General features: G+C 69.9%; 21 protein-coding genes and 3 tRNA genes. 9 read left to right on the forward strand and 15 right to left on the reverse strand.

Going from position 1 to position 24,938, the window contains the following annotated elements; genetic code table 11:
* Nucleotides 1-20: 20 nt before the first annotated feature.
* The 6 genes from IPV09_RS05435 (at nt 21) to IPV09_RS05460 (ending at nt 4,039) form a co-directional block, all read left to right on the forward strand.
* On the forward strand, nt 21-695 hold the full coding sequence (locus tag IPV09_RS05435) for a hypothetical protein (RefSeq protein WP_207474216.1): 675 nt from the start codon (nt 21-23) through the stop codon (nt 693-695).
* Between the two features lie 431 nt (nt 696-1,126).
* Nucleotides 1,127-2,500, forward strand: a complete 1,374-nt coding sequence (locus IPV09_RS05440) for an SH3 domain-containing protein (protein WP_207474217.1) — start codon at nt 1,127-1,129, stop codon at nt 2,498-2,500.
* 240 nt (nt 2,501-2,740) lie between these two features.
* Nucleotides 2,741-2,816, forward strand: a tRNA-Glu gene (locus IPV09_RS05445).
* A 190-nt stretch (nt 2,817-3,006) separates the two neighbouring features.
* Nucleotides 3,007-3,080, forward strand: a tRNA-Asp gene (locus tag IPV09_RS05450).
* Nucleotides 3,081-3,138: 58 nt separating this feature from the next.
* A tRNA-Phe gene (locus IPV09_RS05455) sits at nt 3,139-3,212 on the forward strand.
* A gap of 230 nt (nt 3,213-3,442) precedes the next feature.
* Nucleotides 3,443-4,039, forward strand: coding sequence for a hypothetical protein (locus IPV09_RS05460; RefSeq protein ID WP_207474218.1), 597 nt, complete (start codon nt 3,443-3,445; stop codon nt 4,037-4,039).
* A gap of 85 nt (nt 4,040-4,124) precedes the next feature.
* Here IPV09_RS05460 and IPV09_RS05465 read toward each other — a convergent pair whose 3' ends face one another.
* The 7 genes from IPV09_RS05465 to IPV09_RS05490 form a co-directional block, all read right to left on the reverse strand.
* Nucleotides 4,125-5,456 carry an NAD(P)/FAD-dependent oxidoreductase gene (locus IPV09_RS05465; RefSeq protein WP_207474219.1) on the reverse strand — a complete coding sequence of 444 codons (1,332 nt, stop codon included), beginning with the start codon at nt 5,454-5,456 and terminating at the stop codon, nt 4,125-4,127.
* Between the two features lie 12 nt (nt 5,457-5,468).
* Entirely contained in the window at nt 5,469-5,672 is a 204-nt protein-coding gene (locus IPV09_RS14185; protein WP_242681266.1) for a hypothetical protein, read from the reverse strand.
* On the reverse strand, nt 5,669-6,472 hold the full coding sequence (locus tag IPV09_RS05470) for an alpha/beta hydrolase (RefSeq protein WP_242681267.1): 804 nt from the start codon (nt 6,470-6,472) through the stop codon (nt 5,669-5,671). The genes IPV09_RS14185 and IPV09_RS05470 overlap by 4 nt, the downstream gene beginning before the upstream one ends.
* A gap of 76 nt (nt 6,473-6,548) precedes the next feature.
* Entirely contained in the window at nt 6,549-6,773 is a 225-nt protein-coding gene (locus IPV09_RS05475; RefSeq protein WP_207474220.1) for a DUF3073 domain-containing protein, read from the reverse strand.
* Between the two features lie 143 nt (nt 6,774-6,916).
* Nucleotides 6,917-7,981 (reverse strand): phosphoribosylformylglycinamidine cyclo-ligase, encoded by a 1,065-nt coding sequence (purM, locus tag IPV09_RS05480; RefSeq protein WP_207474221.1) that lies wholly within the window; start codon nt 7,979-7,981, stop codon nt 6,917-6,919.
* Nucleotides 7,978-9,462, reverse strand: a complete 1,485-nt coding sequence (purF, locus tag IPV09_RS05485; protein ID WP_207474222.1) for an amidophosphoribosyltransferase — start codon at nt 9,460-9,462, stop codon at nt 7,978-7,980. Before purF ends, purM begins: the two co-directional genes overlap by 4 nt.
* Nucleotides 9,463-9,581: 119 nt before the next feature.
* Nucleotides 9,582-10,391, reverse strand: coding sequence for a DUF4397 domain-containing protein (locus tag IPV09_RS05490; protein WP_207474223.1), 810 nt, complete (start codon nt 10,389-10,391; stop codon nt 9,582-9,584).
* 166 nt (nt 10,392-10,557) lie between these two features.
* Here IPV09_RS05490 and IPV09_RS05495 point away from each other — a divergent pair, with 166 nt between their 5' ends.
* On the forward strand, nt 10,558-11,409 hold the full coding sequence (locus IPV09_RS05495) for a MerR family transcriptional regulator (RefSeq protein WP_207474224.1): 852 nt from the start codon (nt 10,558-10,560) through the stop codon (nt 11,407-11,409).
* Nucleotides 11,410-11,419: 10 nt separating this feature from the next.
* Here the strand turns inward: IPV09_RS05495 and IPV09_RS05500 are convergent, their stop codons facing one another.
* The 4 genes from IPV09_RS05500 to IPV09_RS05515 all read right to left on the reverse strand — a co-directional run bounded on the left by IPV09_RS05500 (nt 11,420) and on the right by IPV09_RS05515 (nt 16,157).
* On the reverse strand, nt 11,420-12,601 hold the full coding sequence (locus tag IPV09_RS05500; protein ID WP_207474225.1) for a TIGR04053 family radical SAM/SPASM domain-containing protein: 1,182 nt from the start codon (nt 12,599-12,601) through the stop codon (nt 11,420-11,422).
* Nucleotides 12,598-13,950: a protoporphyrinogen oxidase gene (gene hemG / locus IPV09_RS05505; RefSeq protein ID WP_207474226.1), complete on the reverse strand. Its 1,353-nt coding sequence runs from the start codon at nt 13,948-13,950 to the stop codon at nt 12,598-12,600. The genes IPV09_RS05500 and hemG overlap by 4 nt, the downstream gene beginning before the upstream one ends.
* Before the next feature lie 111 nt (nt 13,951-14,061).
* On the reverse strand, nt 14,062-14,802 hold the full coding sequence (locus IPV09_RS05510) for an alpha/beta fold hydrolase (RefSeq protein WP_207474227.1): 741 nt from the start codon (nt 14,800-14,802) through the stop codon (nt 14,062-14,064).
* On the reverse strand, nt 14,802-16,157 hold the full coding sequence (locus IPV09_RS05515) for a M20/M25/M40 family metallo-hydrolase (RefSeq protein WP_207474228.1): 1,356 nt from the start codon (nt 16,155-16,157) through the stop codon (nt 14,802-14,804). Before IPV09_RS05515 ends, IPV09_RS05510 begins: the two co-directional genes overlap by 1 nt.
* A gap of 406 nt (nt 16,158-16,563) precedes the next feature.
* Between IPV09_RS05515 and IPV09_RS05520 the strand changes: the two genes are divergently transcribed.
* Complete coding sequence (locus tag IPV09_RS05520) at nt 16,564-18,060, forward strand: S8 family serine peptidase (RefSeq protein ID WP_207474229.1); 1,497 nt, start codon at nt 16,564-16,566, stop codon at nt 18,058-18,060.
* Nucleotides 18,061-18,255: 195 nt separating this feature from the next.
* On the opposite strand, the gene purL is transcribed toward IPV09_RS05520, so the two are convergent.
* The 3 genes from purL to IPV09_RS05535 all read right to left on the reverse strand — a co-directional run bounded on the left by purL (nt 18,256) and on the right by IPV09_RS05535 (nt 22,892).
* Nucleotides 18,256-20,517 carry a phosphoribosylformylglycinamidine synthase subunit PurL gene (gene purL, locus IPV09_RS05525; RefSeq protein WP_207474230.1) on the reverse strand — a complete coding sequence of 754 codons (2,262 nt, stop codon included), beginning with the start codon at nt 20,515-20,517 and terminating at the stop codon, nt 18,256-18,258.
* 147 nt (nt 20,518-20,664) lie between these two features.
* The gene (locus tag IPV09_RS05530) at nt 20,665-22,614 is read right to left on the reverse strand and encodes a cation-translocating P-type ATPase (RefSeq protein ID WP_207474231.1); all 1,950 of its coding nucleotides are present in this window, start codon (nt 22,612-22,614) and stop codon (nt 20,665-20,667) included.
* Nucleotides 22,615-22,661: 47 nt separating this feature from the next.
* Nucleotides 22,662-22,892 carry a heavy-metal-associated domain-containing protein gene (locus tag IPV09_RS05535; protein ID WP_207474232.1) on the reverse strand — a complete coding sequence of 77 codons (231 nt, stop codon included), beginning with the start codon at nt 22,890-22,892 and terminating at the stop codon, nt 22,662-22,664.
* Nucleotides 22,893-23,081: 189 nt separating this feature from the next.
* Here IPV09_RS05535 and IPV09_RS05540 point away from each other — a divergent pair, with 189 nt between their 5' ends.
* Nucleotides 23,082-23,759 (forward strand): Crp/Fnr family transcriptional regulator, encoded by a 678-nt coding sequence (locus IPV09_RS05540; protein WP_207474233.1) that lies wholly within the window; start codon nt 23,082-23,084, stop codon nt 23,757-23,759.
* Nucleotides 23,760-23,796: 37 nt separating this feature from the next.
* Here the strand turns inward: IPV09_RS05540 and IPV09_RS05545 are convergent, their stop codons facing one another.
* On the reverse strand, nt 23,797-24,924 hold the full coding sequence (locus IPV09_RS05545) for an ABC transporter ATP-binding protein (RefSeq protein ID WP_207474234.1): 1,128 nt from the start codon (nt 24,922-24,924) through the stop codon (nt 23,797-23,799).
* Nucleotides 24,925-24,938: the final 14 nt, after the last annotated feature.

Here is a 24,938-nt window from a genome sequence, read left to right on the forward strand (position 1 = left end):
CCACGTGGCAGGCTGGTGTCATGGACGGCACACTCGGGGTGGTCATCATCTTGGTCGTCGGCATCACCCTGCTGGTGGTCGCGGCCCTGGCGGACTGGCGCTCCCGGCGACGGCTGGACGCCGCCCTGCAGCAGGCTCCCGACCGTGGCCCCGCCATGGCCGATGCGCCCGTCCCGCGCTACCTGCCCGAACCCAGCCCCGATGAGCGGCCCCGCCTTCATCCGCTGACCAGCCAGGAGCAGGCCGACCTCAACGCCGAGCTGGCCACCGACCAGTTGCGCACCGTGGCGGCCACCCTGGCCGATGCTCGGCTCGCCACCACCACCGACCCCCAGCGCGCGATCATCCGCGGCCCCCTGGTGATGGTCTGCCCCGAGGGCGTCGGCAGCCTGCGCGAAGTCCTCGACACGCTGAATCGCGCCTCCCAGCAGAAGTCGGGAATCGTCCTGGTCGCCCCCAGCTTCGACGCCGAGGTACTGGACGTGATGAGCATCAACGTCGACCGGGGCATCCTGGAGGCGCTGCCGCTGCGCGCCGACGAGGACACCTGCGCCCAGATCGCCGGATTGACCGGCGCCACCGGGGTGCCGCGGGCCGACCTGCAGGCCGGCTACCTGCCGCACTCCGTCTACGGACGGGCCCTGCTGGTGGTCGCCGGGCTGGACCAGACCGTCCTGGTCGCACCCCCCGCCTGAGTGCGCAACTGTGAATGCGCACCTGAACTGTCAAGTGAGGGTTCAGGGCTGGCGCACACATTCTGAGAAGGCCTGCTCAGGAATGCCACGTCGCCTGCTTGGTGGCGTGCGACCCAGTGGCTTGTGAAGCCACTCACATCACTGTTTTGGCTTGTCACGGCCGGTTCCACGAAGGCTCGACACTACTCAATGGCATCCACGTAATTTCACCCATGGCATTTTCGGAAATGCTTGGCAAACCCGGTCGTCGCCCAGTCACTGGTCTTGAAGCGGTTCCCGGACGCGCCTAGATTCCCCACGTCGGCGGACTGCCGCGCAGGCGTGGGGGCAACCCCGGGGAAGACGCCTGGCGGTCCGCCCGACACATCCATCCATGTGTGGGGCCCGGGAAGGCCCCCAACCCGGGAGAAGCTGTGAAATTCACCAGGAGGATGCAAGTAGGTGCTGCCGCCGTCGCGGTCACCAGCTCGCTGGCCATCGGTACCATCGCGTTGAGCCCCTCGGCCATCGCCAACTACGGGGCGGTGACCGCCACCACCGCCGTGAACATCCGCACGTCACCGAACACCGGGTCATCGATCCTCGGCGTCCTGCACAAGGGCCAGCGCCTGACCCAGGTCGGTGCCATGAAGTACGGCTTCGTCCCGGTGAAATTTGGTTCGACCACCGCCTACGTCTCGGCCAATTACCTGGCTGGCGCCAAGGCCAGCGACGCCAGCACTGGTACCGCCCCGGGGGCCAAGGGCGACGTGTTCACCTCCGAGCCGCTGAACGTCCGTAGCGGCCCGGGCATCAAGTACTCCATCCACGCCACCCTGGCCAAGGGCTCAAAGGTCGAGCGCACCGGCCTGGTCTCGGGCGGGTTCACCCAGATCTTCTTCTCCACCGGACGCGCCTGGGTCTCCACGACCTACCTGAGCGCCGCGCAGCCCTCGACCAAGACCATCGCCACCACGGGTTCGGTCAAGTCCAGTGCCAGCCTGATGGTGCGCAACCAGACCGGGCGAGGCATCGCCAGCATGGGTGACATCCCGCCCGGCAGCGTGCTGCCCAGCACCGGCAACAAGGCCGGCTACCTGACCGAGGTCGTCTGGCGTGGACAGCGCGTGTGGGTGACCACCGCCTACATCCACAAGGTCGGGCAGGTCCCGACCGCAGAGCCCGAGGCCCTGCCCCAGGAGATCGGCACCCGGTACGCCACCGAGACCGTCAACGTCCGCTCTGGCCCCGGAACCTCGTACTCGACGGTCGCCAGCTTGGCCAAGGACTCCGCCGTGCGGATCACCGGCACCATCACCAGCGGGTTCGCCCAGATCAACTTCAACGGCGCCACCCGCTGGGTCTCGGCCGCCTACCTGTCCAGCACCCAGGGCGGCGCGGACACCGGTGGCGGCAGCACCGGTGGTGGGAACACCGGCGGCAGCGGACCCATTGACCTGACCGGCTCCATCGGGCTGAACGGGCTCAACGCGTCGACCCGCAACATCGTCAACGTGGTGGCCTCGCGCTTTGGAGTGACCACCTTCTACGGTGTGCGCCCCGACTCACTGCCCGACCACCCGAGCGGCCACGCCGTCGACATCATGCTGCCGAAGTGGAACACCGCCGCCGGCAAGGCCAGGGGCTGGGACATCGCCAACTACCTTCGGGCCAACGCCTCCTCGCTGAACATCCAGTACCTGATCTTCGACCAGAAGATCTGGAACGTGTCCCGCGACAAGGAGGGGTGGCGGGCGATGGCTGACCGCGGCAACTCCACGGCCAACCACAAGGACCACGTCCACGTCACCACCAAGGGGCTGTGACCTGGCCTGGTGGCACCAGGGGCGCAATGTCCGGTCGCCGCGACGGTTCGAGCGCACATCGTGGCGCTGCGGGCACAATGTCCGGTCGCCGCGACGTTTCGAGCGCACATCCTGGCGCTGCGGGCAGAATGTCCGGTCGGTCGGCGGTTCGCGAGGTACTTCGTGACGCTGCGGGCACAATGTCCGGTCGGCCGGCGTTTTGGGGGGCGGGCCGGATGTCCACTATGCTTCTGCAGTCGCGTCCCCATCGTTTAGCGGCCTAGGACACCGCCCTTTCAAGGCGGCAGCGCGGGTTCGAATCCCGTTGGGGATACCACGGCAACTGCCGGAACCAGTCACTGGTTCCGGCAGTTCTGCCTCTCGGGCAGGACGGTCGCCACTCACCTTCCAAACCGGGTGCGACAAGGCATTACACCGGGTCGATGGGCTCGATTTCACAACCACGGGCAATGTCGGTATAGTTTCTCAAGCTGCCTCACAGAGACAGCAAGCCTCTGGGCCCACAAGGCCCCGTAGCGCAGTTGGTTAGCGCGCCGCCCTGTCACGGCGGAGGTCGCGGGTTCGAGTCCCGTCGGGGTCGCTGAAGCGGTGATGGTCACATCACCGCTTTTGTGTTGGATCATCCAACACAGCAGCACGGCCAGGTAGCTCAGTTGGTAGTAGCGTTCGCCTGAAAAGTGAAAGGTCGCCGGTTCGAGCCCGGCCCTGGCCACAGGCAGCAGCCCCGGTTCGCCGGGGCTGTTTCGCGTTCTGCCCCGGTTCGCCGGGGCTGTTTCGCGTTCTGCCCCGGTTCGCCGGGGCTGTTTCGCGTTCTGCCCCGGTTCGCCGGGGGCTCTTTCGCGTTCTGCCCCGGGTCTCGACGGGCCTGCCGGTGCCGTACGCTGACGAGGCCCGCCGGTGCCGTACGCTGACGAGGCCCGTCCGCGCACGTGAGGAGCACCCATGTCCCAGAACATGAACGACCAGTGGGGCCAGCAGCCCGGCCCGTGGCAGCAGCAGCCTGCTCCGTGGGGCCAGCAGCCCGTGGGCCAGCCACAGGCCCAGTCGGCTCCCACGGCCGCGCCAGCTGCCCGCAACGACCTGATCAAGTCGCTGGTCATTGGTCTGGCGATGATTGTCTTCGCCGTGGTGATGCTGGTCTGGTTCGACCGACTCTTCTACGTGCTGCCGATCTTCGGCGTGGTCATCATCATCCAGGGGCTGGTGAAGTTCCTCAAGGCGCGCAAGGACCCGGCGCCGGGCCTGGCCGCCTGGGGGGCCCAGCAGTCCTACCCCCACCAGTCGGGTCAGCAGCAGTCCCCTGCCCAGTCGGGCCAGCAGCAGTCCGGGGGCCAGGCGTGGCAGCAGCAGCCGGCCGCCCAGCCCTGGCAGCCGCCGTCCGCCGGTCAGCCCTGGCAGCCGCCGTCAGCTGGCCAGGCGTGGCAGCAGCAGCCGGCCGCCCAGCCCCAGTCAGCGGACCAGCCCTGGCAGCCGCCGTCCGCCGGCCAGCCCTGGCAGCCCCAGCACCAGCAGCCCCAGCCACCCCAGCAGTGGAACTGACCGGCTGACCCCGTACACAGCGCAGCCGCCCAGACCACGATGGTCTGGGCGGCTGTGTGCTTCTGCGCCTCGAGGAGGGCCTGGGTCAGTCGGCGTCGGCCTCGTCGGCCTGGATGGCGGTGCGCCCCCCGCTGCGGGCCAGCATGGCAGGCGAATCGGTGACGTCGCCCTGAATACCGGTCGCCGACTTGGGCCAGGTCAGGTACCGGAAGCCCATGTTGATCATGGCCTGAAGACGGTTGCGTCCGCCCAGCAGGCTGCGCAGGTGGACGACCACCCAGGTCAGCCAGCCGATGAAGCCGGTGATCTTCAGTTCGGGCAGCGGCCCCATGGGGGCGAGTTGGACCACGGCCGCATTGCGGGCGATGGTGGCCATGGTGCCCTGGTCAAAGTAGGCGAACGGCTCGGTGGGCTCGCCGTTGCGCACGTGGGCAATCTGCTTGGCCACGTGCTCGCCCTGCTGCAGCGCGGGCTGGGCCAGCTGCGGCAGCGGGTTCTTCTCGATCAAGGCTGCGTCGCCAATGGCGAAGACGTCGGTGAACCCCTGGACGCGCAGGTCCTCGTCCACCAGGATGCGGCCGCCGCGACCCTGGGGCATGCCCCAGTCGGCGACGATGGGGTGGGCCCCCACCCCGGCCGCCCAGATGACCAGGTCGACGTCCATGGTGCCACCGCCCTTGAAGGTGACCTTGTCGGGTTCGACCCTCTCGATGGCGGTGCTCAGCCGCACGTCCACCCCGCGCAGGCGCAGTTCGTCAATGGTGTAGTCGCGCAGCTTCGCGTCAAAGGGTGCCAGCAGCGTGTCGCCCATTTCGACCATGACCACCCGGAAGGCGTCAATGTGCAGCTCGGGGTACAACACGGGAAGTCCCTCGGACTTCATCTCGGCCAGGGCACCGGCCATCTCGACGCCCGTCGGGCCGCCGCCGACGATGGCCACCGTGAAGCGGCGGTCGGGGTCCTTGGCGCTGGCCAGGTGCTCCAGCCCGCTGAAGATGATGTCGCGCACCTCGATCGCGGCGGCGCGGGTGTAGATGGATCGGGTGTGCTCGGCCGCCCCCTCGATGCCGAAGTACCCGGCGCCCACGCCCTGGGACAGCACCAGGTAGTCGTAGGGCAGGTCATCGCCGCGGCTGACCTGGACGGTCTTGTTCTGGGTGTCGATCCCGGTCACGGTGCCACGGCGGAAGTGTCCGAGGTGGTGCTTCTTGTTGCTGACGAACCTGCGCAGGGCGTAGGTGATGTCGCCGGGGTTCAGACCCCCGGTGGCCACCTGGTACAGCAATGGCTGGAAGGTCGTGTACGGGTGCCGGTCCACGAGGGTGACGTGGAATCCGGCATCGGTCAGCTTCGTCGTCGCGCTCAGGCCGGCGAAACCGCCCCCGACCACGACAACGCGTCCCAAATTGTTCGGCATGAGTGAATTATCTCACGGCGAGCCGGGTGGAGGCTGATCGCGCAACCATGCGGCCATCCAACGGGTCATCGTGTCCCAGACGACGTCGCGCACGTCAGCGCGGGACAGCACCAGGTCGTGCAGCCCGTCGTTGATGCGCACGATCGTCACGTGGGGGCCCAATTGGTGCCCTCTGCGGGCGACCTTGTCGACGTCGAGCACCGTGTCGGCAGTCATCTGGCCGGGTGCCAGGTGCGCTTGAAGTCGGAACGACGGCTGATCATGGTCAGGACGGGGGTATCGATCGCCAGGCCGGCCCGCACCCGCTCGTGGCCGGTGGCGATGGCCGTCAGCCAGCCGGCCCGCAGCATGAACGACGGGTGGCGCTTCAGGCCCAGGTCGAAGTTCCACTCACCGTCCAGGGAGTCATGGATCGAGCGCAGGTAGGTGTCGGAATCGCGCTGCGGAATGGTCCGGGCCGCCCGGTGGGCGTCCTTGCCGACGTTCTTGGCCAGCAGGGCGACCCCGGAGCGGATCAGCGGGGAGCCCTGGAAGTCGAGCCATGGCGAGTTCAGGATCAGCCCGTGGGCCCGGCCGGGGCGGTCATGGGCCCACAGCGTGGCCACCAGCCCGCCCGTCGAGTGGCCCATCAGGGTCACGCTGTCATGGTCGAGCCCGAGCACGTCGAAGGCCGCATCCAGTTCCTGGTAGTAGTCGGACAGGTCGGTCGTGAAACCGCCCAGTTGGCCCTCGGCCAGGTTGCGCCCGTAGCGGCGCAGTTCGAGGGCGTAGAAGTCATAGCCCTGCGCGTCGAAGTAGTCGGCCAACCAGGTCTGGAAGAAGTAGTCGCTCCAGCCATGCAGGTAGAGCACCGCACGCTGGTGCGTCGGGGTGTTGCGACGCACCAGACCTGCGGTGATGAGCGTGTCCTCGGGCTCGCCGGCGGCCGGGGCCGGTTCGGCGAGGTCGAGGGTCGCGTACTGGTACCCGGGCAGGATTCGATCGGGCGACCACTGCAGACTGCCGGACCCGTTCATGGGCTCGACAGTATCCTGCGTGGTCCTACCTACCAGCCAGGGTGGGACAGAGCGGAGGGCGGATGCCCGTCACCGCTCAGCGAGGATCATCCTCGTCGTCATCGACGACGTCGGCGGACTGACTTCCGTAGACCTCTGCGAGGCCGTTGTAGTCCGGTTCGTCGTAGAAGCCACTTGATGCGGCAGACGATTCACTGTTGCGGAGCTCTCGCTCCAAGGAAGCAAAGTCCGTGTCGACAGTTCGATACTTGAGATCTCGTGCGACTTTGGTCTGCTTCGCCTTTGCACGGCCGCGCCCCATTGGGTCGACCCCCTCGCTGTGTCATCGCGGTAAACGCGGAATTGGTAGTCCTATTCGTGAGTGCAAGGGTACTAGAGCCGAGCCGCGCAGCCAAAGCTGACCCGTCAGGCGATATGACGGTGTTCGCCACCGGCGCAGACTGCTCAGTGGTGGTCGCCGACCAGCTGCACGTGCTGCTCGCCACGGGCATGCACCCGACCACAGACCCATGAGGCCAACCCGTCGGCCCGCAGCGAGGCCTGGGCAGCGTCCGCGCTGGCCTCGGGCAGGACCACGGCCATCCCGACACCCTGGTTCAGGGTCGCCTCGACATCGGCCCGGGACAGGCCGCCCACCTGCGCCACCAGCTCGAAAATGGCCGGCGGACTCCAACTGGCGCGCTCGATCGTGACCGAGTACTGCTCGGGAATGACGCGGGCCAGGTTGTTGGCGAAGCCGCCGCCGGTGATGTGGCTCATGGTGTGCACGCCCGCGGGGCCGCCGACGGCCTGGATCATGGACAGGATCGCCTTGGCGTAGATCTGGGTGGGCACCAGCAGCGCCTCACCGAGGGTGGTGCCGAGCTCGGCCACGTCACGGTCCAGCGCCCAGCCGGCGTCGTTCAGCAGCACCTTGCGCACCAGCGAGTAGCCGTTGGAGTGCAGACCTGAACTCGCGACGGCCAGCACGACCTCGTCGCCCTGCACCAGATGAGCACCCAGGATCTGGTCCTTCTCGACGACGCCGGTGGTGGCACCGGCGATGTCGTACTCGTCGGGCTCGAGCAACCCCGGGTGCTCGGCCGTCTCGCCACCGAGCAGCGCCGCTCCGGCCGCTTGGCAGCCGGCCGCGATACCCTTGACGATGTCGGCGATGCGTTCGGGGACGACCTTGCCGGTGGCGATGTAGTCGGTGACGAACAGGGGTTCGGCGCCACTGACGACCAAGTCGTCGACGAGCATGCCGATCAGGTCGATGCCGATGGTGTCGTGGACGTCCATCGCCTGCGCGATGGCGACCTTGGTGCCGACCCCGTCGGTGGAGGTGGCCAGCACCGGGTGGCGGTAGCCCTGCAACGCCTGGGCGTCGAAGAAGCCGGCGAAGCCGCCCAGTCCCCCCATCACCTCGGGGCGTCGGGTCCTGGTGACGTGCTGTTTCATCAGCTCGACGGCGCGGTCACCCGCGTCGATGTCGACTCCGGCGGCGGCGTAGGCGGACTGCTCGGTCATTCGGTCGGCTCCTGGGTCGGGGTCAGGCCAAGTTCGGTGGCACCTGCCGGCACCTGGACGGGGTAGACGCCATCGAAGCAGGCGCGGCACAGGTTGTCCTTGGGGACGTGGGTGGCGCGGATGAGGCCGTCGAGGCTGATGTAGCCCAACGAGTCGGCGCCGATGGAGCGACAGATCTCGTCGTTCTCGAGACCGGCGGCGATCAGCTCCGCGCGAGTGGAGAAGTCGATGCCGTAGAAGCAGGGCCACTCGACCGGGGGCGACGAGATGCGCACGTGCACCTCGGCCGCGCCGGCCTCGCGCAGCATGGCGATCAGTTGGCGCTGGGTGTTGCCGCGGACGATCGAGTCGTCGACCACCACCAGCCGCTTGCCCTTGATCACGTCGCGCAGCGGGTTCAGCTTCAACCGGATGCCCATCTTGCGCATGGTGTCCGACGGCTGGATGAAGGTGCGTCCGACGTAGTTGTTCTTGACCAGCCCCTGGCCGAAAGGGATGCCGGACTCGGCGGCGTAGCCGATCGCGGCGGGGGTTCCCGACTCGGGCACGGGGATGACCAGGTCGGCCTCGACGGGGGCCTCCTCGGCGAGGATCTTGCCGACCTTCACCCGCACGTTGTGGATGCGGCGTCCGGCGATGATGGTGTCGGGGCGGGCCAGGTAGACGTACTCGAACAGGCAGCCCTTGGGCCGGGCCTGCGCGAATCGCTCGGACCGCAGCCCGGCGGCGTCGACCACGACCATCTCGCCGGGTTCGATCTCGCGGATGAAGCTGGCACCGACGATGTCGAGCGCCGCGGTCTCGCTGGCCACCACCCAGCCCTGCTCGAGGCGTCCGAGCACCAGCGGACGGATGCCTTGCGGGTCGCGGGCCGCGACCAGGGTGTGCTCGTTCATCATCACCAGGCAGAAGGCCCCCTTGAGTCGCGGCAACACCTCGCGGGCCGCATCCTCCAGCGGGGCGTCGTAGGTCGACAGCAGGGCGGTCACCAGGGAGGTGTCGTTGGTGGAGTCCATGCTGACCTTGTGCGGCACGTCGGCGATGCCGCGCTCGGCCAGCATCTGCTCGAGTTCGTGGGTGTTGGTCAGGTTGCCGTTGTGGCCCAGGGCGATGCCACCGCGCGGGCCAGAACGAAAGGTCGGCTGGGCGTTGTTCCACACCGACGCCCCAGTGGTGGAGTAACGGGTGTGCCCGATCGCCAGGTGGCCCTTGAGCGAACTCAGCGTGCCCTCGTCAAAGACCTGGCTGACCAGACCCATGTCCTTGAAGACCATGATGCGCTTGCCATTGCTGACCGCGATGCCGGCGGACTCCTGGCCGCGGTGCTGCAGTGCGTACATGCCGAAGAAGCTGAGCCGGGCGGCCTCCTCCCCGGGGGCGTAGACACCGAAGACGCCGCAGGCATCCTGGGGACCCTGGTCCTGGGGGTCCAGTTCCTGGGTCAGACGGCCGTCACCTGGGCGAGAGGAGCTGAAAAGCACCCCGCCAGACTACTCCCGCGGTGCCGGCGAGCCCGCCACTGTTCAGCGGCGGGCCGGTGCGGACGCAGCGGTCCCCGCAGCCGGGGGCACCGGCTGCGGGGACCGCGGTGTGGTGTGGGTCAGGAACGGACAGCGGCGACCTTGCGGGTGGCCACCACCGCACCCACGGCTGCGATGACGCCCAGCACGCCCAGGCCGAGCGGCAGGGTGAGGTCGGAGTCGGCAGTGGCGACGCCGGTGTCCGGCATGCCCTTGCCGCCGAGCGCGACCTGCTGGACAGCGAGCTTCAGGTTGTTGCCCTCGGCAGAGCCCCAGGCGTAGACGATGGTGTTCATGTTCTGGGTCAGGGTGACGTCGGCGGGGCCGATCGCCACGGTGTCGGTGTCGGCCAGGACGACGTCAGCCGAAACCTTGCCGGGAGCGAGGTCCAGCTTGGCCTCCTTGGGGTTGGTCAGTCCGGGGACCACGACCGTGCCACCGGCGCGGATGTCGACAGCAGGAGCCGCGGCGAGGTGGCGCACGGTCAACCGCGAGCCCTTGGCCGAGGCGGAGGTGTCATTGGCGAAGGCGGCCAGGGCCGGCTTGCCAGCGGCGTCCAGGTGGGCCGCCAGGGTCAGGTTGGCGCCGGCGGGGACCTTGAGGCCCTTGGCCTCGATGACGGCGGCACCATCGGCCCCGTCGCCGGCCTTGACGATCTTGATGTCGTAGGAACCGGCCGGCAGCATCTGGGGTTCGGTCAGGGTGCCGGGGGCGAAGTTGGTCAACAGCGGCTTGCCGTTGGCCCAGACGTCGACGGTGGCGTCAGGCACCGCGTGCAGGATGCTGACGGCCGAAGTGTGGTTGTCGGCCTGGGCGGCGGGAGCCGAGAGGCCCACCACGGTGAGCAGGGCTGCGGACATCACTGCCGCAGCGCGTCGGATCGTGAACATGGTTGCTCCTTCACTGGTGGCGAGGGTCCGAGGAGTTCGGTCCCGGTGCCGGGGGATGTCTCCATGGTGCGGATATCTAGACAGTCCGTCGAGATAACTGGACAGTTTGTATAGGTTTTTGTGAAGATCGACCCGTAGGCGGTTCCGGACGAGGAAGGGATCCACCATGGCTGAGGCACCTCATTCCATTGGCGACGTGTCGCGGCTGACTGGTCTGGGCATTGCCACGCTGCGCGCCTGGGAGACCCGGTACGAAGTGGTCAGCCCGCACCGCAGCGGCAATGGCATCCGCCGCTATGACGACGACCAGGTCGCCCGACTGACGCGCATGCGTGAACTGGTGGAGGCCGGCATCCCGCCGCGCCGGGCCGCCGCCATGGTCGACTCCTCCAGGCAGAATGAGAACGTGTCACCGCTCCACGACCATGAGGCGCTGCTGCGTGCCCGCACCGAGCGTGGGCAGGTCGAGTCGTTGCTGTCCGAAACGTTCGCCCTGGCGTCCCTGGAAACGGTCATCGACCAGTGGTTGATGCCCTCCTTGCACCGGGTCGGTGAGGCCTGGTCCACCGGCCAGATCGACGTGGCCGAGGAGCACCTGATCAGTGCTGCGGTAATGCACCGTCTGGCCGCCACCTTCACCGCTGGTCGGGCCAGCGGCCCCCGGGTGGTGGTGGGCCTGCCGGCAGGGTCGCGCCATGAGCTGCCCGCGCTCGCGCTGGCCGTCTGCCTGCGTCGCCAGAACGTGGACGTGGTCTACCTGGGCGCCGACGTCCCGGCGACCAGCTGGCCGGTGGTGCTGCACCGGTTCCGTCCGCCGGCGGCCGTGGTGGGCGTGACAACCCGCGCCGACGTCGGCGCCGCCCAGGCCGCGGTGCGCTCCTGCGTCGGGGCCGGGACCCCGCACGTGTTCGTCGGCGGCCGCGCCGCCGGCGAGGTCAGCGGCGCGGTGGTGCTGCCCGGCACGCTGTCGGGGGCAGCCGCGGTGGTGGCCGCCGCCGTCGGCGCCGGCCGACGATGACCCCGCGTGCTCAGCCCTGGGACCACCCGGCCGGGACGTGCGGACAGGTGGGGTCGGAGGCCAACGGGTCACCGGTCAGCGCATAGGCGTGGGACCGGGACCCGCCGCACACGGTGTTGAACTCACACGACCCGCACTTCCCGCCGAACTGGTCGGGGCGCCGCAGCTTCTTCATGAGGTCGGCGTCGCGGTAGATCTGCCGGAAGGATTCGCGGGTCACGTTGCCGCACACGAAGGGCAGGAACCCGCTGGGATAGACGTCACCGATGTGGTCGATGAAGGCGAACCCATTGCCGGAGTTCACCGCCATGGGTGCCCGCGGCACCCTGGGCCGCTGCGCGGCGGCGCCGAGCAGCCCGGTGGTCTGCTCGGTCAGCCAGTGCCACAGCTCGCCGCGCTCGGGCAGCGGCTCACCGGCCTGCCGCAGGGCGTCACGCTGCAGGGCCACCCGGCGGTACTGGGGTGCCTCGGTGGTCTTGATGGCGATCCGGTCGGAGACGTCGTGCAACCAGTGCAGGACGTCCTCCTTGTCGTGGGGCGACAGCGACTGCAACTGGGCCCCGCGGCCGGTCGGGACCAGGAAGAACAGGTACCACATCTTGGCGCCCATGCCGATGACGTCTGCCAGCAGCAGTGGCAGTTCGCGCACGTTGCCGCGGGTGATGGTGGTGTTGACCTGCAGCCGGAACCCCTCGTCAGTGATCATCCGCGCCGCATTGACGGTGCTGGCGAAGGTGCCCTCGATGCCGCGGAAGGCGTCGTGGGTGGTGGCGACCGCGCCGTCAAGGGAGACCGACATGGCCTTGCCCCCGGCCTCGTGCAGGGCGGCGACCCGGTCACGGGTGAGTCGGGGGGTCACCGACGGCGACAGCGACATGGCCAGCCCCGCCCGGCTGCCGTGGCGGACCAGGTCGTCCAGGTCGGACCGTTCGAACGGGTCCCCTCCGGTGAGGACGACGATGGGCTGGGGCCGCCCGAAGGCGGCGATCTCGTCCAGCAGGGCCTTGCCCTGGGCCGTGGTCAGCTGGTCGGGGTGCGCACGGTGCTGGGCGTCGGCCCGGCAGTGCCGGCAGACCAGGGCGCAGGCGCGGGTGACCTCCCAGATCACGATGAACGGCCGGTCATGGGGGTCGTGGTGACCCATCCGGACGACAGGTCCGCGGTGGGCGGCGGTGGCATGGCTGGTAGTCATCTTTCCTCGTCCATGGTGTTGAGTTCGTGGGCTCGGGCCTCGGCGGAGGCAATGGTCGAGCCCACGCCGATTCCGTCGTAGGGGGCCCCGACCAGCACCACCGGGGGCAGCCCGGCCAGGCCGGCGCGCACCCGGCCGATGCGTTCGCCGTGGCCAACCTCCAGTTGCGGCATGGCCCCGGGCCAGCGCACCACGCGGCTGTCGGTCACCCCCGCGGGCAGTCCGGCCAGCTCGTGCAGTTCAGCGACCACCTGGCGCACGACCTCGGCGTCGGTGAGCCGGGCCAGCTCGTCGTGACCGGCGCGCCCCACCGACGCCCGGACGAGGTGGAGGTCGGGGTGACCCACCTGGGGCCACTTGCGTGACAGGTTGGTGAACGCCTTGGTCAGGTGGCCGGATCGGGAATGCAGCAGCAACCCGTTGTGTGACTGGAGCACTCCGCCGACCGGCTTCGGGTAGGCCAGCACGACGGTGGCGACGTCGGCGGTGCGTCCGGCAGCCAACTGCTCGCCGATCCCGGCACGCAGCGGCTCCAGCAGCGCCCCGGCAACCCCGGCCGGACAGGCCAGCGCCACCGCGTCGACCCTGTCAACGCCTGCCCGGGTGCGCACCAGCCAGCCGTCGGCCTCGGGGGCCAGTGCCAGCACCGGGGAGTCCAGGCGCAGGTCCAGACCGAGGACGAGCGCGGCAATGAACTCCTCGAGCCCACAGGGCAACGACCCAAACTGGGCGCCGGCGACCCGGTGGGGTCGTCTGGTCAGCGGGTTGGGCAGCAGTGAGCGTCCATCCCGGGCCCGGGGCACCAGTTGGCGGGCGGTCGAGCGCAGGGACAGGGAGTCGATGTCGCCCGAGTGCAGGTTGCCGAGCAGCGGGTCGACGAACTGGTCGGCCACCTCGTCGCCGAACCGGCTGCGGATGAAGGCACCCACGGAGATGTCCTGGTCCACCCGGCGGCGGGCGAGGATCGGCTCCAGACCGGCGCGGGCCAGCCCACGGACACTCAGGATTCCCGACGAGAGGACGGGGCCGATCCGGGTGGGCCCGACGGGCCCGACCCCCGCGGGCAGCGGCTGCAGTCCCCTGCGGGTGACCAGCAACGACGCCCCCGGCGAGGCGTGGACGAGGCGCCCGGTGAGTCCGAGGTCGTCCAGCAGGCGACTGACCGACGGTGTGCCCAGGTGCAGCGCCTCGGCGCCCACGTCGACGGGGCATCCCCACAGCGACAGGGTGCGGACCTGCCCGCCCGGCCGGGACGACGACTCCCACACGGTGGTCGCGTGTCCGTCGGCCTGCAGCCTTCGGGCCAGCACCAGACCGGCGATGCCGGCACCCACCACCCCCACGCGCACGACGCCCTCCACTGTTCACCGGCCACGGGCGTGCCGGCTAGGAGACGAGCGTAGGACTGCTGCTGGTCGATGATTTCGGGGGGCAGACCGCTCAGGTCTCGACGCGATGCGCTAGCAGGTGACGGCGACGGAGCGCTCGGCATCCTCGATGACCCGCAACAGATCGGCGGTGAACCGGGAGGGCTGGGTCAGGTTCACCAGATGGGTGCCGTAGGGCAGGGTCACGACCCGTCCGCGGGGGGCGGCACGGGCGAATGACCTGGTCTGCAGTCGCAACTGGTCGAAGCGCCCGTTCAGCAGGGTCACCGGCGCGGGAATCCGGGCCAGGTCGGCGCGCAGGTCGAGGCCGGCCACCGCCCGCATGGCGGGTTCGACGACTTGGACCCCGGCCCGCCCGCCCCCCAGGTAGGCCGCGGCACCTTCGGCACCCAGCAGGTGGTCGAACATCCGGCGGGTGCGGGTGGGGGTGGCACCGGGAAGGTGGTCGACCAGCACCATGGCCCGGCCGTAGAGCCGGGCGGTGGTGGCGGTGGGCTGCACCGACCCGCCGCAGACCACCAGGGAGGCCAGCAGATCGGGATGCTCGGCCGCGGCGCGGATCGACAGCATGGCGCCCAGCGACGAGCCGACCAGGTGCGCTCTGCCCTCACCCATCGCCGCGGCACGGGCCAAGGCGTCGGCGATCGTGCGCAGCGCCCCGGCCAGGGTGAACGGCTCGTCGCGTCGGGTGCCGTGCCCGGGCAGGTCGGGGGTGACCCAACCGCGCCCGGCCGCCTGCAGCAGCGGCAGTTGCTGGTTCCACTGGCTGTGCGAGGTGCGGGTGCCGTGCACCAGGACGAGCGGCACGGCCATCAGCGGGCCAGGTTCACCAGCAGCAGCGCCTCGGCGAGCGCGGCACGTCCCACTTCGGCCAGGTCGACCGACTCGTCGGTGCCATGCATGGCCGAGTCGGGATCGGTGACGGCGCTGACCAGCACGGTCGCCTCGGGGAAGGCCCGCTGGAAGTCGGCGACCATGGGAATGGACCCGCCAATGCCGACCAGCACCGGGGCGGTGCCCCATGCCTCGGTCCAGGCCCGGCGCGCGACCTCGGCGACGGGCCCCTCGAAGGCCACCACCCCCGGCTGACCAGTGGTCTCTGCCCCGAAACTCACCTGGGCACCGTAGGGGGCGTGGCTGCTCAGGTGGGCCTTGAGTGCCGCCAGCGCGGAGGCGGCGTCGTCCCCGGGAGCGACCCGCAGGCTGACCTTGGCCCGAGCCGTGGGCAGCAGCACGTTGGATGCCTGCGACACCGACGGGGCGTCGATGGCGAGCACGGTGACCGCGGGCTGGGTCCACATCCGGTCGACCAGCGGCCCGGTGCCGACGAAGTCCACCCCGTCGAGCATCCCCGCCTCGGCGCGCAGGCGGTCCTCGGGGTAGCTGAGGTCGCCGGCGCTGCCGCGGTGCAATCCCGTGACGGCGCAGCTTCCGTCCTGGTCGGTGAGCGAGTCGAGCATCCGGATGAGCGCCCCCAGCGCATCGGGCACGGTGCCGCCGAACTGGCCCGAGTGCAGCGGCTGCCGGGCGGTCGAGACCTCGACGACAACGTCGGCGATGCCACGCAGCGTGGTGCTGAAGGCGGGTTGGCCGACGGCCCAGTTCACCGAGTCGGCGATCACGTAGACGTCGGCCCGCAGCAGGTCGGCGTGGCGTTCCAGCATGGCGGCCAGGGTCGGCGAACCGATCTCCTCCTCACCCTCGATGAACAGGGTGACGCCCACCGGCGGGGCGCCGTCCAGGGCGCGCAGCGCAGCCAGGTGGGCAGCGAAACCGCCCTTGTCGTCGGCGCTGCCCCGGGCGTACATCCGGTGGTCGCGCACCTGCGGCTGGAAGGGGTCGCTGGCCCAGGCCTCGGCGTTGCCGGGGGGCTGCACGTCGTGGTGCGCGTACAGGCAGACCGTCGGCTGCCCGGGGGGCGCCGGGTAGCGGGCGATGACCGCCGGCGCGCCGCCCTCGGCGACGATCCGCACATCGGGACAGTGCGCCTCACGCAGCAGCTGGGCGACCGCCTCGGCGCTGGCAAGCACCTGGTCGGCATGGTCGGGCCAGGCGCTCACCGACGGGATCCTCACCAGCCGGGCCAGGTCCTCGACGGTCTGCGGACGCACGGCGTCCACCCGCTCACGCAGGTCAGCAACCGAGGGGATGTTCACGACGTTGTCCATGGCTCCCACCCTAGACGTGGAGCGGTAGCCTCACCGGAATGACCCCAGCGTCCCCTGCCGTCGCGATGTCACCGCGGCCTCGCCCAGCGGGCCCTGGATTCGCGACACAATTCGGGCGGCGCTCATCCCCGTGAGGAGTGGTCGGTTGGAGGCCCGGGCGGGTTAGGCTGACGCCGACGATCGGAGCACCGCCATGAACTTTCCCCTGATTCACAACTGGTTGGTGCTCCCGAGCGTCCTGGCGATCCTGGCGCCCGTCTGGGGTTCAGTCCCGATCGGTCTGCCGCCCTCGCCAGTGCCTCCGGTGGTGGCTGCAACACCGTCGGTGACCGCTGGTCCCACGCAGCCGGCGAGCCCACCTGTTCCAGCGAGGCCGAACCCGGCCACCAGCCCGGCCGCGTCGCCGGTGCCGCAGCCATCGTCGGCCGCGTCCACCGCTGGGACGCCCACGGCGTCCGCGCCGCGGGCCGCGGTGATCGTCCGCTTCACCTCGCACGACGCCGCCGTGCGTCTGCAGGTGCTGGGCGAGGCTGCTGCGGTCGCGGGGGTGACCGATCCGCGGGTGGTGCGGGAACTGGCCACCGGCGCGCTGCTGGTCCATGCCACGGGTGGAACCCAGGCGTACCTGGCCGCCCTGCGCGCCCAACCGGGCGTGGTGGCCGCCAGCCCGAACAGCACCGTGACCCGGGCCGCGACCGCCACGGACCCGTACTTCAGCAGCCAATGGGCCCTGCAGCCCAGCGGCGGCGGGGCCGGCTTCACCAGCGTCTGGGATCGCACCCGCGGGACCGGTGCCCGGGTCGCGGTGATCGACACCGGCAAGACCAATCATCCGGACCTGACCGGCCAATGGCTGGGTGGCTACGACTTCGTCAGTGATCCGACGGCTGGCGGTGACGGCAACGGCCGCGACGGGGATGCCAGCGACACCGGCGACTACTGCGACCCCGACCTCTCGTCGTGGCACGGCACCCACGTGGCCGGCATCATTGCCGCCAGGCGCAACAATGGCCGCGGCATCGCCGGCGCGGCACCGGACGCCAAGGTCGTGCCGGTGCGGGTGCTGGCCCGTTGCGGTGGCGAGATGGCCGACCTCATCGACGCCATCGTCTGGTCGGCCGGCGGCAAGGTGCCGGGCATGGCCGCCAATCCGTACCCGGTGCGGGTGATCAACATGTCGCTGAGCTCGAGGGAATCGTGTTCCCGCGAACTGCAGACCGCCCTGTCGATGGCCCGCCGCCTGGGTGCCGTCTCGGTGGTCGCCGCCGGAAATGACTACGGCCAGCCTGCTTCGGAGTATGCCCCCGGCAACTGCTCCGGGGTGGTGACCGTGGCCGCCAGCACGGCGGCGCGCACCCTGGCGTCCTACTCGAACTCCGGTGCCGGGGTGAACCTGGCGGCCCCCGGCGGGGACGGCACCGCGGGCACCGCCATCCTCAGCACCCTGCTGACCGACTCGGCGACCAACGCCGGCGGGTACTCCTACGGCTGGATGGCGGGCACGTCAATGGCGGCCCCGCACGTGGCTGCCACGGCCGCACTGCTGCTGTCGCTGAAGCCGACCCTGACCGTGCGCCAGGTCGAGCAAATCCTGACCAGCACCGCCGTCAGTTCCAGCGGCTGCGCCGGGTGCGGGGCCGGCATCCTGGATGCCGCCGCGGCGATCGCCCAAGTGCCTGTCCTGGATGCTGCCTCCGTCAGCGGACGCCAGCTCACGGTGACCGGTTCAGGCTTCAGCCGGGCCACCCGTGTGGGGGTGGGCACCCACACCCTGACCTTCACCCGCAGCGGCGACGGCACCATCACCGCGACGATCCCATCGGGCGTGGCGGTCGGCACCCACGCGGTCACGGTCTTCACCGATGACATCAGTTCAGCCAGCAGGCTCGTCACCGTGCGCTGATGGGGTCCCGCGGAGCATGCCCCGACCCTCCCCCGCCCTCCGCAGCTGCAGTAGTTAGCAGCTGATGCACGGCTTAAACCGCGGCAACAGCATCCAACTGCCGCAGCTGGCGAAGACTTCGGGCGCGTCGGGGCCCCACCACCTCAGATGGCGGACCCGTCGGCTGACGGCGCCACATCGGGGCGGGCGCGGTGATCAGCCCAGCACGTTCGGCAGGACGCCGGACCACACCTCGCGGACCCGGGCCAGCGGCAGGCTGAACATTGACTGGATCTCGATCTGGTCGTCGCCGGTGACCTCGCCGATGCGCTGCAGCGGCACCCCGTGCTCGGCGCACAGGGCCTCGAAGTCGGCCAGCGAACCGCCGGGCAGGGTGACCAGCGCCCGGGCCGCGGACTCACTGAACAGGGCCAGCGTCGGGTCGACGTCGTCCAGGTCGAGGGTGAGCGAGACGCCCATGTCGTGGCGCAGGCTGGCCTCCACCAGTCCCATCAGCAGGCCGCCGTCGGCCAGGTCGTGGGCTGAACTGACCAGTCCCCGCTTCGAGGCGGCGATCATCACCCGCGCCAGGGCCTGCTCGGCGGGCAGGTCGACCTGCGGCGGCATGCCACCCAGGTGACCGTCGTGGACGGCATCGGCCCACACCGAGCCGCCCAGGTCGGCACCGGTGGTTCCGAGCAGCACCAGCGCGTCCCCGGGGTGCTTGAAGCCCATCGGGATGCGCTGGGTGACGTCGTCGATCACGCCCAGCATGCCCACCGTCGGGGTCGGCAGGATCGGGGTCTCGCCGGTCTGGTTGTAGAAGCTGACATTGCCGCCGGTGACCGGGGTGCCGAGTTCGCGGCAGCCGTCGACCAGCCCCTTGATGGCCTCCAGGAACTGCCACATCACCTCCGGGTCCTCCGGGCTGCCGAAGTTGAGGCAGTCGGTGATGGCGACCGGTTCGGCGCCGGTGACCGCGACGTTCCGGTAGCTCTCGGCCAGCGCCAACTGGGCACCCAGGTAGGGGTTCAGGAAGGCGTAGCGGCCGTTGCCGTCCAGGCTCAGGGCAATGCCGAGCCCGGTCTGCTCGTCGATGCGCAGCATGCCCGAGTCCTCGGGCTGGGCGAGCACCGAGTTGCCGCGCACGTAGCGGTCGTACTGGTTGGTGACCCACGACTTGTCGGCCGACAGCGGCGAGCCGATCACCGTCCACGCCTGCTGCTCCAGGGCGGCGACCTCAGCGGAGCGCGGCAGGTCGTTGGCGGCGTCAGCGGTGACCCTGTCGATCCATTCCGGACGCGCGATCGGGCGCTCGTAGACGGGTCCCTCGTGGGCGACGGTCTTCGGGTCGACGTCGACGATGGTCTGGCCATGCCAGTCAATGATCAGCCGGTCGCCCTCGGTGACCTCACCGACGACGGTGGCCAGGACGTCCCACTTGGCGCAGATCTGCATGAACCGCTCGACCTTCGCCGGTTCGACCACGGCCATCATGCGTTCCTGCGACTCGCTCATCAGGATCTCTTCGGGTGCCAGGCTGGGGTCTCGCAGCGGGACGACGTCCAGGTCGACGTGCATGCCGCCGTCACCGGCGCTGGCCAGTTCGGAGGTGGCGCAGGAGATGCCGGCGGCACCGAAGTCCTGGATGCCGCTGATCAGGTTCTCGGCGAACAGTTCCAGGGTGCACTCGATCAGCAGCTTCTCCATGAACGGGTCGCCGACCTGCACGCTGGGCCGCTTGCTGGGCTTGGTGTCGTCGAAGGACTCCGAGGCCAGGATGGACGCGCCACCAATGCCGTCGCCGCCGGTGGCCGCGCCATACAGGATGACCTTGTTGCCGGTGCCCGAGGCGAACGCGCGGTGCAGGTCCTCGTGCCTCAGCAGCCCCACGCACAGGGCGTTGACCAGCGGGTTGCCGTAGTAGGAGTCGTGGAAACCGACCTCACCGCCAATGTTCGGCAGGCCCAGGCAGTTGCCGTAGCCGCCCACACCGGACACGATGCCCGGCAGCACCCGGGCGGTGTCGGGGGCGTCCAGCGGGCCGAAACGCAACGAGTCCATCACGCCGATCGGGCGGGCACCCATGGCCAGGATGTCGCGGACGATGCCACCGACGCCGGTGGCCGCGCCCTGGTAGGGCTCGACGTAGGACGGATGGTTGTGGGACTCGGCCTTGAAGGTCACCGCGTAGCCCTGGCCGATGTCGACGACCCCGGCGTTCTCACCGATTCCGGCCAGCAACGGCCCACGCGGGGTCGTCTGGTCGAGGGCGCCGAAGCGCTTCAGGTGCACCTTGGAGCTCTTGTAGGAGCAGTGCTCCGACCACATCACCGAGTACATCGCCAGTTCGGCGCCGGTGGGGCGCCGTCCGAGGATGTCGAGGATGCGCTGGTACTCGTCCTGCTTCAGGCCGAGCTCTGCCCAGGGCAGCTCGACGTCCGGCGTGTTGCGGGCATTGTCAACGGTATCGACCACGACACCAATCTAGCGGGAAGGGGCGGGGGTGGCTCCTCCCGGGACGCCGCCGCGGACGGGGACGCCGACGTGCGGTGGGGGACGTGCAGTCGACAGTGGCGAATCGTCCACCGCAGTCGGGTGGGCGATTCGCCACGGTCGCTCGGGTCAGCCGACGAATTGCACGCTCTCCCGTTCCACGGCGCTGGCCGCGACGTCAGGCAGCCGCGGCGTGGCGGCCACCTCATGGTGGGCGCGCAGGCGCAACAGCCGCATGGCGTTGCCAATGACCAGCAGCACCGAGGCCTCGTGCACCAGCATGCCAATGCTCATCGTCACTCCCCCGGCGAAGACGCCGGCCAGCAGCAGCGCGACGGTGACCAACGCCACGCCAATGTTCTGGCGCATCACCGACACGGTCGAGCGCGCCAGGACCACGGCGTGGGCGACGCGGTCGAGACGGTCGGTCATCAGGGCGATGTCGGCGGTCTCGACGGCCAGGCCGCTGCCGGCGGCGCCCATCGCGATGCCCGTGTCCGCGGTGGCCAGGGCCGGTGCGTCGTTGACGCCGTCACCGACCATGGCGACGGTGGCCCCACCCGACTGCAGGTCGGCGATCGCCTGCAGTTTGTCCTCGGGCAGCAGTCCCGCACGGACGTCGGTGATGCCGACCTGGGCGGCGACGGCCCGGGCGACCGCATCACGGTCACCGGTCAGCATGACGACCTGCGTGACACCGGCGGCCCTCAGCGCGGCGACGGCTTCTGCAGCGCCGGGACGCAGCGTGTCGGCGACCGCGACGAGTCCCAGCACGTGTCCGTCGGCGGCCACCACCATGGCGGTGCGTCCCTGCCGACCCAGGTCGTCGACGCCACGTCGGGCGTCCTCGACGTCGATGCCGGGGAAGGTCTGGGCGGCCAGTTCCGGCTTGCCGACCACGACCCGGCGCCCGGACACGGTGGCCACGATGCCGTGGCCGACGACCGGGGTGAACTCGTCGTCCGCCCCGTCCAGGTCCAGGCCGAGGGCGCGGGCGGCCTCCACGATGGGGCGGGCCAAGGGATGCTGGCTGCCGAGTTCTGCCCTGGCGGCCAGTCCCAGCAGCTCGTCGCGACCCAGGCCGGGGTCCAGGACCACCACGTCGGTCAGCACAGGACGTCCCTGGGTGAGGGTGCCGGTCTTGTCGAAGGCGACGGTGTCGATCCTGGCGGCACGCTCCAGGTGCTCGCCGCCCTTGATCAGCACCCCGTCGCGGGCGCCACGACCGATGCCGGCGACGATCGAGACCGGAATGGAGATGACCAGGGCACCGGGGCAGCCGATCACCAGCAGGGTCAGCGCGAGTTCGAGGTTCCCGCTGACCAGCCCCGAGACGATGGCCAGCACGATGATGGCCGGGGTGTACCACTTCGAGAACCGGTCCATGAAGGCCTGGGTGCGGGCCTTCGCGTCCTGGGCGTCCTCGACGCGGCGGATGATGCGGGCCAGGGTGGTTTCCGAGCCGATGGCCGAGGTGCGCACCCGCAGGTAGCCGTCGGTGGCGACGGTGCCGGCGTAGACCGCGTCACCGGGCCCCTTGGCGGCGGGAATCGACTCACCGGTAATGCTTGCCTCGTTGATGGCGGCCTCGCCGCGATCAACCTGGCCGTCGACGGGGACCACGGCGCCGGCCTTGACGACGACGATCTCACCGACGGTGACCTGGCTGGCGGCCACCTCGGTCTCGACGCCGTCGCGCAGGACGATCGCGACGTCGGGGGCGGTCTCGACCAGGTCGGACAGGGCGGCGCGGGTGCGGGCCAGGGTGACCTGCTCCAGGGCGTGGCCGATGGCGAACAGGGTGGTGACGGCGGCGGCCTCCCAGTAGTTGCCCAGGAAGATCGCGCCAATGGCAGCCACGCTGACGAGCAGGTCGATGCCAATGGTGCGCACCCTCAGCGCGCCGACGGCGCTGATCAGGATGCGGGCACCGGCGACGATGGCTGCTGCCAGCATGAAGGCATTGCCGATGCCCGACCCGCCGCGCCCCCCGGTCGCCCAGGAGGCGACGATCAGGGCGCCGGCAAGCAGCGGCACCGTCCACTTCGACGTACGGAGGCGACCGGGCAGGGTGGTCATGGTTCCACTTCTCTCGTGTCAGTTCTCGTGTGAGGGATGGGTGCGGGTCAGAAGGCCGACGGCGCGGAGGCGTACCCGGCCCTGGCAACGGCGGCGACCAGGTCGTCGACGCTGGAGACGGCTGCGTCGTGGTCGACCTCGACCCTGGAACTGGCGAACTTGACCTCGACCCGGGAGACGCCGGGCAGCGCGCCGACCTGCTTTTCGATCTTGGCCACGCAGGAGGGGCAGGAGAATCCCTGGGCGCGAAGGACGGTGTGGGTGGTGGTGGCAGTCATGGGAGTTGCCTCTCGTGTCGTGGTCCCAGCACGTGTTGCCGGGGCCGATGACACGAAGCTACGGGGACTGCCACCAGGGCGCCTTGACCCACGTCAAGGAATGAAAGGCCTAGTCATCGCCGGGTCAGGGAATTGACGCAGATCAAGCCGGTGGGGGTGTTCGGGGCGTTGCCGGGGCAGAATGGACCCATGTCGACCGTGCCTGACTCCTGCGTCACCCGGGTGCCCATCTTCGCGACCCTGGACGACGGGGCCCAACTCGAGGTGGCCCGTTTCGCCACCCCGCGGCGGCTGGCCAAGGGCGAGGTGTTGTACCGCCAGGGCGAGTCGGTGGCGCAGCTGTTCGTGATGCACACGGGCTCGGCGAAACTGATCCACCTGCGGGCCGACGGCCAGGAGCAGGTGGTGCGCACCGTGGGTCCGGGCGGGGTCGTCGGTGAGCATGCCTTCCTGACCGGGTCACGGCCCGACCACACCGTGGTGGCGCTGGAGGCGCTGGAGGCCTGCGTCTTCGACCATCGCGACCTGGCCCGGCTCACGGCGACCCACCCCGAGATCGCCGTCCAACTGCTGCGCCGGATGAGCCACCTGCTGGCCGAGACCGAGGAGCGGCTGCGGGCGGTCAGCGCCACCGACGTGACGGCGCGGCTGGCCGACTACCTGGTGAACCTTCCCACCACCGTGCCCGGCCAGTTCGTGGTGGTGCTGCCCATGGCCAAGCGCGACGTCGCGTCCTACCTGGGCACCACGCCGGAGTCCTTGAGCCGGGCGTTCGCCCGGTTGGAGGCCGACCACCTGGTCGAGGTCGACGGACGACGGATTCGGCTGCTGGACGTGTCGGCGCTGGATGAGGCCGCTGCCGGTTGAGCAGTCCCCCACCGTCCCCCACGTGCCCGGGCCGTCCTCAGACCAGGTACTCCAGGTTGACCTCGGAGGCCGGGTCGAAGAAGTACGACTCGCCGTGCCGGGGACGAGCCCGCAGCACCTCCCCGATCTCGACCTTGTGGCGCTTGTCGGCGCGCAGGACGACCCGGCCGCCGCGAATCGAGACCGTGCTCTCGGGGGTCAGCTGCGGCTCGCAGTACAGGTAGGCCTCCGAACCCAGGTGTTCGACCAGCATCACCTTGAGCGGCACGGTGTCCACGCGGTCCTCGGCGCTGACGATCTCCCAGGCCTCGGGACGGATGCCGGCGATCACCCGACCACCTTCGGCGCGGGCCGCCTGCTCGGGCAGGATGCCCAGGTCGACGGTATGACCCTCGCCCATCACGGCGCGGCCGTCCTCGATGGCGACGCCCTCCATCAGACTGATGGCCGGCGAGCCGATGAAGCCGGCCACGAAGGTGTTGGCAGGGTGCTCGTAGAGGTGGGTGGGGTCGTCCACCTGCTGCACGACGCCGTCCTTGAGGACGCAGACCCGGTCACCCATGGTCATGGCCTCGGTCTGGTCGTGGGTGACGTAGACGGTGGTGACGCCGAGTTCCCGCTGCAGCGCCGAGATCTGCGCCCGGGTCGCCACCCGCAGCTTGGCGTCCAGGTTGGACAGCGGCTCGTCCATGCAGAAGACCTTGGGGTCGCGCACGATGGCCCGACCCATGGCGACGCGTTGGCGCTGGCCACCCGACATGGAGCCCGGCTTGATGTCGAGCAGCGGCTCCAGTTCGAGCATCCGGGCGGCGCGGGCCACCTTCTGGGCGATCTCGGGCTTGGACATCTTGACGTTCTCGAGGGCGAAGGCCATGTTCTGGCGCGCCGTCATGTTCGGGTACAGGGCGTAGCTCTGGAACACCATGGCCGTGTCGCGGTGACGCGCAGGCACCTCGCTGACGTCGGCGCCGTCAATGAAGATCTGGCCCTCATCGACGGGTTCGAGGCCGGCCAGCATCCGCAGGGTGGTGGACTTGCCACACCCGGAGGGGCCGACCAGCACCAGGAACTCCCCATCCTCGATGGTGAGATTGATGCGGTTGACCGCCGGCGGACGGCTCGCGTCATAGATGCGCGATGCCTGGCGAAACTCGACACTGGCCATGGTGTTCCTTTCAG

The sequence above is a fragment of the Tessaracoccus sp. SD287 genome, from assembly GCF_017355265.1.
Lineage (GTDB): Bacteria > Actinomycetota > Actinomycetes > Propionibacteriales > Propionibacteriaceae > Aestuariimicrobium.